At 46.7% G+C, this 1,783-nt stretch carries 1 tRNA gene and 1 rRNA gene; both read right to left on the reverse strand.

From position 1 onward, the window contains the following. Positions 1 to 11: 11 nt before the first annotated feature. Positions 12 to 85 (reverse strand) — tRNA-Ile (locus tag AWV75_RS18130). 72 nt (positions 86 to 157) lie between these two features. Beyond that, positions 158 to 1,675 (reverse strand): 16S ribosomal RNA (locus tag AWV75_RS18135). Positions 1,676 to 1,783 lie beyond the last annotated feature (108 nt).

Consider the following 1,783-nt stretch of genomic DNA (forward strand, 5'->3'; position numbering starts at 1 on the left):
GTAATACTTAGTAGTCCCGGGCAGACTCGAACTGCCGACCCCTACATTATCAGTGTAGTACTCTAACCAGCTGAGCTACGAGACTCTGTATATTACTTCTTATCTTTTTTTTGAACAAACAGCGAGAGTAAATAAACCAACTCCTTTTTTTCTCTAGAAAGGAGGTGTTCCAGCCGCACCTTCCGGTACGGCTACCTTGTTACGACTTAGCCCTAGTTACCAGTTTTACCCTAGGCAGCTCCTTGCGGCGACCGACTTCAGGTACCCCCGGCTTCCATGGCTTGACGGGCGGTGTGTACAAGGCCCGGGAACGTATTCACCGGATCATGGCTGATATCCGATTACTAGCGATTCCAGCTTCATGGAGTCGAGTTGCAGACTCCAATCCGAACTGAGACCAGTTTTTGAGATTCGCATCCAGTTGCCTGGTAGCTGCTTTCTGTACTGGCCATTGTAGCACGTGTGTAGCCCAAGACGTAAGGGCCGTGATGATTTGACGTCATCCCCACCTTCCTCACGGTTTGCACCGGCAGTCTTGTTAGAGTTCCCGACATTACTCGCTGGCAACTAACAATAGGGGTTGCGCTCGTTATAGGACTTAACCTGACACCTCACGGCACGAGCTGACGACAACCATGCAGCACCTTGTAAATTGTCCGAAGAAAAGTCTATCTCTAAACCTGTCAATCTACATTTAAGCCTTGGTAAGGTTCCTCGCGTATCATCGAATTAAACCACATGCTCCACCGCTTGTGCGGGCCCCCGTCAATTCCTTTGAGTTTCATTCTTGCGAACGTACTCCCCAGGTGGGATACTTATCACTTTCGCTTAGCCACTCAGTCCGAAAACCGAACAGCTAGTATCCATCGTTTACGGCGTGGACTACCAGGGTATCTAATCCTGTTCGCTACCCACGCTTTCGTTCATCAGCGTCAATAAGTACGTAGTAATCTGCCTTCGCAATTGGTATTCCATGTAATATCTAAGCATTTCACCGCTACACTACATATTCTAATTACTTCCATACTATTCAAGTCAAGCAGTATCAACGGCAATTTTATAGTTAAGCTATAAGATTTCACCACTGACTTACTCAACCGCCTACGAACCCTTTAAACCCAATAATTCCGGATAACGCTCGGATCCTCCGTATTACCGCGGCTGCTGGCACGGAGTTAGCCGATCCTTATTCTTACGGTACCGTCAAATAATTACACGTAATTACATTTCTTCCCGTACAAAAGCAGTTTACAATCCATAGGACCGTCATCCTGCACGCGGCATGGCTGGTTCAGAGTTGCCTCCATTGACCAATATTCCTCACTGCTGCCTCCCGTAGGAGTCTGGTCCGTGTCTCAGTACCAGTGTGGGGGATCTCCCTCTCAGGACCCCTAATCATCGTAGCCTTGGTATGCCGTTACCACACCAACTAGCTAATGATACGCATGCCCATCTTTTACCGATAAATCTTTATTAATCAAACGATGCCGTTCAATTAAACCATGGAGCATTAATCCGAATTTCTCCGGGCTATTCCCCTGTAAAAGGTAGGTTGCATACGCGTTACTCACCCATCCGCCGGTCTCTAGAAAGCAAGCTCTCTATACCCCTCGACTTGCATGTGTTAGGCCTGCCGCTAGCGTTCATCCTGAGCCAGGATCAAACTCTTCATCGTATATTTTTAATATTGTAAAAAGTTAGCTAGTTTATTCGTGATCCTAAAATCACCTTACTCTCTTTATTTTGTATGCTGTTGTCCAATATGTCTATGATCGTGTTTCAA

Source organism: Myroides odoratus, from assembly GCF_001549985.1.
Taxonomy (GTDB): domain Bacteria; phylum Bacteroidota; class Bacteroidia; order Flavobacteriales; family Flavobacteriaceae; genus Flavobacterium; species Flavobacterium odoratum_A.